Annotated in this window: 10 protein-coding genes and 2 riboswitches; all 10 genes read left to right on the top strand. The window is 26.0% G+C overall.

Annotated features, from left to right (window positions below; translation table 11 throughout):
- Positions 1-169: 169 nt before the first annotated feature.
- Entirely contained in the window at positions 170-490 is a 321-nt protein-coding gene (locus Q4E08_RS02385) for a hypothetical protein (RefSeq protein WP_303127852.1), read from the top strand.
- A gap of 283 nt (positions 491-773) precedes the next feature.
- Positions 774-1,439: a DUF969 domain-containing protein gene (locus tag Q4E08_RS02380; RefSeq protein WP_368410143.1), complete on the top strand. Its 666-nt coding sequence runs from the start codon at positions 774-776 to the stop codon at positions 1,437-1,439.
- 23 nt (positions 1,440-1,462) lie between these two features.
- Entirely contained in the window at positions 1,463-2,395 is a 933-nt protein-coding gene (locus tag Q4E08_RS02375) for a DUF979 domain-containing protein (RefSeq protein WP_303127848.1), read from the top strand.
- Between the two features lie 35 nt (positions 2,396-2,430).
- The gene (gene pcp, locus Q4E08_RS02370; protein ID WP_303127846.1) at positions 2,431-3,072 is read left to right on the top strand and encodes a pyroglutamyl-peptidase I; all 642 of its coding nucleotides are present in this window, start codon (positions 2,431-2,433) and stop codon (positions 3,070-3,072) included.
- On the top strand, positions 3,066-3,470 hold the full coding sequence (locus tag Q4E08_RS02365; RefSeq protein WP_303127843.1) for a gamma-glutamylcyclotransferase: 405 nt from the start codon (positions 3,066-3,068) through the stop codon (positions 3,468-3,470). The genes pcp and Q4E08_RS02365 overlap by 7 nt, the downstream gene beginning before the upstream one ends.
- Positions 3,471-3,638: 168 nt before the next feature.
- A complete protein-coding gene (locus tag Q4E08_RS02360) occupies positions 3,639-4,169 on the top strand; it encodes a signal peptidase I (protein ID WP_303127840.1) in 531 nt (176 codons plus the stop codon).
- A 105-nt stretch (positions 4,170-4,274) separates the two neighbouring features.
- Positions 4,275-4,358, top strand: a riboswitch (cyclic di-GMP riboswitch).
- A gap of 69 nt (positions 4,359-4,427) precedes the next feature.
- Positions 4,428-4,508: riboswitch (cyclic di-GMP riboswitch) on the top strand.
- Positions 4,509-4,588: 80 nt separating this feature from the next.
- Positions 4,589-5,314, top strand: coding sequence for a BsaA family SipW-dependent biofilm matrix protein (locus Q4E08_RS02355; RefSeq protein ID WP_303127838.1), 726 nt, complete (start codon positions 4,589-4,591; stop codon positions 5,312-5,314).
- A gap of 31 nt (positions 5,315-5,345) precedes the next feature.
- Positions 5,346-6,029: an LPXTG cell wall anchor domain-containing protein gene (locus tag Q4E08_RS02350; protein WP_303127836.1), complete on the top strand. Its 684-nt coding sequence runs from the start codon at positions 5,346-5,348 to the stop codon at positions 6,027-6,029.
- Positions 6,030-6,044: 15 nt separating this feature from the next.
- Entirely contained in the window at positions 6,045-6,671 is a 627-nt protein-coding gene (locus tag Q4E08_RS02345) for a hypothetical protein (protein ID WP_303127834.1), read from the top strand.
- 14 nt (positions 6,672-6,685) lie between these two features.
- A partial coding sequence (locus Q4E08_RS02340; RefSeq protein WP_303127831.1) for a hypothetical protein occupies positions 6,686-7,899 on the top strand: 1,214 nt, incomplete at its 3' end.

The following is a 7,899-nucleotide window of genomic DNA, read 5'->3' as shown; positions in this document are numbered from 1 at the left end:
GGTCTTTTTTGGAACAATTTTAATATAATAAATGATTATATTAATTATGTACTTGCTAATGTTTATATAGTATATATTAATTATTAATATTAATGTAATAATATATATTGAAGAAAAGATTTTAAATAGTATACTTAATATTATTATAAAATAAAAATTGGAGGACATAATGAACGGATTTGAATTTTATGTTGATTTAATTAATATATACAGAGAAGTAGATTTAAGATTAAATTATAAGCTTAGTAATCTTTTAAAAATGATAAATACTAAAGGAGCAGTAAATGCAGCTAAGTATATAATAAAAGAAGATGATGATATATATGGATTGGAATTATTAATGAATAATAATATGGAAGATTTAACTATAGAAAATCTTATTCTTAATAATAAATATAAGGCTCTTTTTACTGATAAAGATAGAGAGTTAAGTAATTTAAGATTAAAAAAATATAGAAATACCGAAAATAAAGATTTAAATGAAGAATAAAAAATCTATATCAAAAGGAATATATTCCTTTTGATATAGATTTTTTATTTTTATATTAAATTATTTTAAAACATATAAAAATATACATTATTATATAATAATTGTAATTAATTAGTACACATAAATTTAATTACATTTAAATAGTAATAAAATATTACAAAATATGAACTAAGTGTTAAAAATATATTGAAATTTTAAATAAAATGTTTTAAAATTTTAAACAAGATATAAAATAATTAAATTTTTTGTAAAACTTAAGAAGAGTGGAGTGAGGGAATAAATGATAAAGCTAATTGGAGTTTTAATTGTAATATTAGGGTTTGTATTTAAAATTGAAACTTTATTTACAGTTTTATTGGCAGGACTTGCAACTGGTTTTGTTGCAGGAATGGACTTGAATGAAATTCTAACAGTTTTAGGCCAATCGTTTGTATCAAATAGAGCTGTTTCATTATTTATATTAACGTTGCCTGTAATTGGAGTATTAGAAAGATATGGTTTAAGGCAAAGAGCTATTTATTTAGTAAAAAAATTGGGCAAGCTTACAACAGGCGGAGTTTTAACTGCTTATACAGCTATAAGGCAAATTACTGGAGCACTTTCAATAAGAATAAGTGGACATCCTCAATTTGTTAGACCATTAGTTAATCCAATGGCACAAGCAGCAGCTAAAAATAAGTTTAATAATATAGATGAGGCTGATGAAGAAAAAATAAAAGGTTTATCAGCAGCATCAGAGAATTATGGTAATTTCTTTGGGCAAAATCTTTTTGCAGGAAGCTCAGGAGTTTTATTGATATCAAGCACATTAACAGAGTTTGGATATAATGTTACTGCATTAAGTATAGCCAAAGCTAGTATAATAATGGCTTTAATAGCTTTCTTAGTATCATTATTACAAAATTATTTATATGATAAAAAAATGCAAAAAAAATATTCTAAAAAATAATTCAACAAAAGAGGAGGGGAAATATGCAACAGTTCATAGATATAGCTTTGGAGATTTTTTATATAACAATGGGTTTATTTATGATTGTAATAGCATATAAATCGTTTAAAACAATAGATTCAAGTAAACGATATTATACAGCATTATTTTGGATTATGATATCGCTACCATTTATATTTGGTAAGTTGCTTCCTTACAACGTAACTGGTGGAATACTTGTCTTATCAAGTTTGTTAACAGTTTCTAAAAAAGTTGTTTTTGCAAAATACGATACAGCTACTGAAGAAGAAGGACAAAAAGCATCAGAAAGAATTAAAAGCAAAATATTTACTCCTTCATTAGTATTGGCTTTTGCAGCAGTTATAGTAGCTATGGGATTATCCGATTATAAGAATTCATCACAATTTGCAATTGGTGTTGGGGCAATAGCTGCAATGGTAGCAGCTTTTGCAATAACAAAAGCTAAACCTAAAGAAGCTGTTAATGATGGAGCAAGGCTTCTTCACCAAATGGGACCAACAAGTATGTTACCGCAATTACTTGTTGCGCTTGGAGCATTATTTACACAAGCTGGTGTTGGTGAGGTTATATCACAATATATTTCAGGTGTAGTTCCGCAAGGAAATAGATTATTAGGAGTTACTGCATACGTACTTGGAATGGCATTATTTACAATGGTTATGGGAAATGCATTTGCAGCATTTTCAGTAATTACAGCAGGAATAGGAGTACCTTTTGTATTAGCACAAGGAGCAAATCCAGTAATAGTTGGAGCATTAGCACTTACTGCTGGATATTGTGGAACACTTTTAACACCTATGGCTGCAAATTTTAATATAGTTCCATCTGCATTGCTAGAATGTAGAGATCAAAATGAAGTAATTAAGTCTCAGGCACCAACAGCTATAATATTATTAGTTGTTCATATATTTGCTATGTATTTCTTAGCGTTTTAAAAATTTAAGGGTAGAGTAACAAAGGAGGAATTAAAATGAAGATATTATTAACTGGATTTGATCCTTTTGGTGGTGAAAAAATAAATCCAGCACAAGAAGCTGTAAATATGGTTTCAGATAATATAAATGGTGCAGAAGTAATAAAACTTATAATACCAACTGTATATGAAAAATCATTAAAAGTTATAGAAGAAGCTATAATAAAACATAAACCAGATGTAGTAATATCAATTGGTCAAGCTGGGGGAAGATATGATATAACTCCAGAAAGAGTTGCAATTAATATAAATGATTTTAGAATAAAAGACAATGAGGGAAATCAACCAATAGATGAGGTTATAAGAGCAGATGGAGATGCTGCATATTTTTCAAATTTACCATTAAAAGCAATAGTAAAACATTTAAATGAGAATGGAATACCAAGCACTCTTTCAAATACAGCTGGAACTTTTGTATGCAATCATGTAATGTATGGAGTTTTATACATGATAAATAAAAAGTATCCAAATATTAAAGGCGGGTTTGTTCACATACCATATATAACATCTCAAATCTTAAATAAAAAGAATGTACCTTTTATGTCGTTAAATGAAATAGTAAAAGGTATAGAATTAATTTTAGAAGCATGTACTATCTATGATGAAGATGTAAAAGTAATTGGTGGAGAAATATGTTAGTGGATAAAGTATTTGTATATGGAAGTCTTAGAAGTGGGATGTTCAACTATGAGAAATTATTAAAGGGTAAGGTTAAAGGGTTAAAAAAGGGGACAATTTATGGGGAATTGTTCCATATAGAAAATAAGGGATATCCAGCAGTAATTTGTGGGGAAGAAGAAATTGCTGGTGAATTAATGACATTTAAAAATTTTAATAAAACTTTATTTGAACTAGATGAATTAGAAAATTTTAAAGTTTTAGATGAAAATTCAGAGTATTTAAGAGAGGTTGTTGAAGTTTCTTTAGAGGATGGGACTAAAGAAAAAGCATATTTTTATAAATATAATACAAAATCTATTTTAAATAAAGAAGATAAGTTATTAAAAGTTAAAAGTGGGGATTGGTTTAAGAGGTAATGTAGAAAGAAGTTATCAAATATTTGGTAACTTCTTTTTTGTATAATTTATAGATTATAAACCAAAAATACAATAAATATTAACAAAAATATAGTAAACTTAAAAAACATATAAATATTAAATTGAATATGCTAAATTATTTTTATAATTTAATCATTAGGGGGAAAAATGAAAGATAAAAAACAATTAAAAAAGAAAAATCCAATAAAAACTGTACTTAATATTATATTTTATTTATTTATAGTTGCAGTTATAGTTTTATCAATCTTTAATATAATGGGTGAAAAAGAAGGAAAACATCCAAGTATATTAGGTTATAGTACATATTATATAATGACTGGTAGTATGGAACCAAATATAAATCCAGGAAGTTTAGTGGTAGTTAAAAATGGTACAGATCAATCAATAAAAGTTGGAGATGTAATAACATTTAGAGGCTCAACAGGAAAGACAATAACAACTCATAGAGTGCAAAAGGTTATAAATAATGGAACTGAATTTATAACAAAAGGAGATGCAAATAATACAGCTGATCCAATTCCAGTTAAAAATATGCAAGTTATAGGAAAGGTAATGTTCCATGTACCTTATTTAGGAAATATATCTCAATTTATTCAAAGAAATTTAGTTATAGTAATAATATTTATTTTGGCCTTATTTGGTATTAGTACAGTTATTGATAAAGTTAGAAATAAATAATAAAAATATATTTTATTGATAAATTTAATAAAGTGTTAATAAAGTAAAATAAATATAAAAACTATTGTATAATAAAAAACTAAATGATAACATTTTATTATAAAAATGAAATTTAGGAGCTTTGAAACATATTCTGTATATGGGCACTTGGAATATGTGGAGCTAGTAGTGCAACCGACTAATTTATATTATTTTAAATATAGATTAGTCTTTTTTTATATAAAAATATATTAATTAAGACTAATGCAATTAAAACTAAAATTTTATAGAAGCTTTGAAGTATGTTCTGTATATGGGCACTTGGAACATATGGAGCTAGTAGTGCAACCGGCTAATTCTACATGATTAGCTTATTTTCTTAGCTAATCCTTACATTATATTCTAAAAATATAAAATAAAGTAAAACGGAGGATTAACAAATGAAAAAGAAAAAAATTATTAGTGCAATAGCGGCAGTCGCAGTAGTGGCATCATTATCAATAGGATCATTAGCTTGGTTTACATCACAAGACAGTGTAACAAATAAATTTTCAACAGTATCAACAGATAATCCAAGCAATGCAAATTCAGGAATAGATATAAACGAAGATTTTGATAAAACAACTGCTCAAAAAGTACTTCCAGGAACAGAAGTAAAAAAACTTGTAAAGGTTGATAGTAAAGCACAATATGATCAACTTGTAAAAGTAAAATTAGAAACAGTTTGGACAAATTCAAGAGGAGATAAAGTTGACTCATATAAGGTTACTACTAAAATAGGACAAGATACTAATGGAAATAATATTAAGTTGGAAGATATAACTTATTATGATAGTTCAAAAGATAATACACCAAAAGATGCTAAAAAATTAGATTTAAGTTTAATTAATTTAAATTTTGGAGATAACTTAGGTAATTCAGAAGGAAAGTGGATTGATGGAAAAGAAGGAACTTATTATTATAATGGAATTCTTAAACCAGGAGCTACAACAAATGCATTATTAAATAGTGTTACATTAGATAAAAAAGCAGATAATGTTTATAAAAACTTAAAGTTTAATGTTATAGTTACAGCAGATGGTATACAAGCATCAAATGGAGCTGTAAGTGATGGATGGAAAGAAGCACCTCAAGCTATTAAAGATTTAGGCGGAGTATCTAAATAATTAAATAAATATAAAAGTAGGGTGATAATATATGAAAAATATTTTAAAAGCTTTTGTATTAACCCTATCAATTATATTACTTACTGGAATTAAGGGGGAGGCAGCAGAGGTGCTTCCCCCTAATGTTAAATTGGTAGGAGATGCTAATGGAATAGTATTTGTTAATGGTGATGAACCTTTTTTATGTAAATATAATATGCTTCCTGGGGATAGTGTAAAAAGAACAATGACTCTTAAAAATGCTCATAAAGATTCTTATGATATATATGTAAGAGCTGAAAGAGTTACTAGAAGAGAAAAATATGATTTATTAAAAAAGATAAATTTAATTGTAAAGTATGATGGCAATATTATATATAATGGTCCAATAGCTAGTAAAAATGGATTAAGTAATGAGATTTTTCTTGGTAAAGTTAAGCCAGGAGAAGAAAAAAAGCTTGAAGCTGAGGCTGTATTTGATGGAAAAACAATCGGAAATGAGTACAAAAATAAATATGCTGAAGTTGAATGGATATTTACTGGTATAAAAATTCCAGAGCAAATGATTAATAAAGAAAATAATTATAATCTAAATAATAAAAAAATGAATGGTATTTTACCTAAAACTGGTTACGAAAATTTTTGTTTTATAGGTATATTAATTGCTTCAATAGGAATTTTTATTTTAAAAAAAGAGGAAATAATAATGAAATTTTTTAGTAAGGCAAAAGATTAAATGGAGTGAGCTAAAATGAAAAAGAAAGTATTATTAATATTGGGAGTATTTTTAGTTTTTATAACAACTACTATGTCTTTAGCTTATTTTACAAGTAAAGAAAAAAATGAAAATAAATTTTCTTTTGGTAGTATACAAACTAAAATAAATGAAGATTTTGATAAGAATTCAGATCAAGTAAAAAACCTATCTACTACAGCAGTAAAGAAAAAAGTATGTATAGAAAATACAGGGAAAAATCCAGTTTTAGTAAGAGTGATAATAACACCACAATGGCAAGAAAAAGATGAAAATGGAAATACTATAGGGAATATAGTTTCTGCATCAAATCAAGTTAATTTAAATTTTGACAAGAATTTAGGTGAGAATTGGATTAAAGAAGATGATGGATATTATTACTATAATAAGATACTAGAATCAGGAGGAACAACAAACAGCTTATTAGAGTCTGTACAATTAAAAAATAATATACCAAACGATGAAAAAGATAAGTATAAAAATAGAGAATTAATAATTAATGTATCATCAGAAGCAATTCAAGTTAATGAAAAAGAACTTGAAGATAAATGGCAATTAAAAGAAACAGATAATTCTTTATGTAAGAAATTAAAAAATATTATAGAATCTTATAATAAAAAATAAAGGAGGTAAAATATATGAATATAAATATAAAAAATAAAAGTAATTTAAAAAGATTTATAGGAATTATTATTGCTTTTGTTATATTAATAACCTCCGTATTTTCAGGTAATATGCCTGTAATAGCAAATTCAGCAGAAAATAAAAATATGTATAATAAAGACAGTATTATAGAAATTCCTTTAAATTGGTCTAAAAATGATATGTACTATGTAGATTCAAGTATTGATATAAAAAGCAATAGGGATCAAATATATGCAGCAAATTATTTTGATTTTATTAATAGGAATAGATTACTTTCCCCTGAAAATTGTATAAAGAAAGAAAGTTGGATAAATAAGGAAGGATTTGATTATATAAATAAAACAGGAGGAATTTTAAGAACTCCTATGATGGTTACTGCAGATGATAGTAAGGTATATACTATAGATTATAGAAATTTAGAAAAGTGGTTTGAACCAGAAGAATCTAATGGAAAAGAACCTGTTAGCTTACCTATAACTGGAAATGAAGTATGGGATAATAAAGATTCAATAAGTTGGAGGCAGTCTATTGGTGATCCAAAGTTACAATATAATACTCAAGATTGGTATATGTTTAGAGGAATTTTTAATTTAAGCGATAGTGGAATAGATTTAAATAATATAGATCAATATAAGTTTTATTTAGCTATGCCAAATAGAAATATGATATTAGGAGTTAATGATCTCGTTTCAGTCTTTGTTGATGAACATTCTACAGAAATAAATTATGCAACCCCTCCATCATTTAATAAAAATGATAAAAGAACTAGAAAAATAAATATTATTGCTAGAGATAAAGAACGTAATGGAGAATTTATTAGTAAGAATATTATATATAAAGATTTATCAACAGAAAGATATGGAGGTAGAAGTGATGATACGTATAAACATGGATATAATAGATTGAATTTAGGTAGTCAAATAGATGGATGGCATGCTGATTTAAATAATTTAGATAAAGATGGAAAAGGCAATGTTGTTTTAGGAGATGTAACTGATATAATTAAACAAAATATATATGGTAATAATAGTCATATGATTGATATGTTAGCAAGTGAATGGTGTAATAACGGCGGTATTACAAGGCTTGCACTTTATGCGGTAAAAAAGCCAACATTAAAGATTGAAAAGATAGCATATGTAAAAGCAAATTATAAAGATAAAATTAAAGAATCAGATATTGATAAAATTAAAACTAATCAAGATGA

This window comes from Clostridium sp. (genome assembly GCF_030532265.1).
Lineage (GTDB): Bacteria > Bacillota > Clostridia > Clostridiales > Clostridiaceae > Clostridium.
The sequence above is the reverse complement of the archived record's forward strand: the minus strand, read 5'-3'. Positions and strand labels throughout refer to the sequence as shown.